This is a genomic window from Citrobacter sp. TBCS-14 (genome assembly GCF_005280805.1).
Taxonomy (GTDB): Bacteria; Pseudomonadota; Gammaproteobacteria; order Enterobacterales; family Enterobacteriaceae; genus Citrobacter; species Citrobacter gillenii.
Window position 1 is genome coordinate 1 of the sequence record NZ_SZWM01001310.1, and the last position, 229, is coordinate 229.

A 229-nucleotide genomic window follows, 5' to 3' on the forward strand; every position below is an offset into this window, starting at 1 on the left:
TTCCTTGGTCGTGGCGATCAGTACCCCATTGCGCTGGAAGGCGCCCTGAAGCTGAAAGAGATTTCTTATATTCACGCAGAAGCGTATGCCGCTGGTGAGCTGAAGCACGGTCCGCTGGCGCTGATTGACGCGGATATGCCGGTTATCGTGGTTGCACCGAACAACGAGTTGCTGGAAAAACTGAAATCCAACATTGAAGAAGTGCGTGCCCGTGGCGGCCAGTTGTACG

At 54.6% G+C, this 229-nt stretch carries 1 protein-coding gene; it reads left to right on the forward strand.

The genetic code is table 11. The features are described 5' to 3' along the window. The coding region (locus FDX22_RS27520; protein ID WP_146718074.1) for an SIS domain-containing protein at positions 1 to 229 on the forward strand (229 nt) is incomplete at both ends.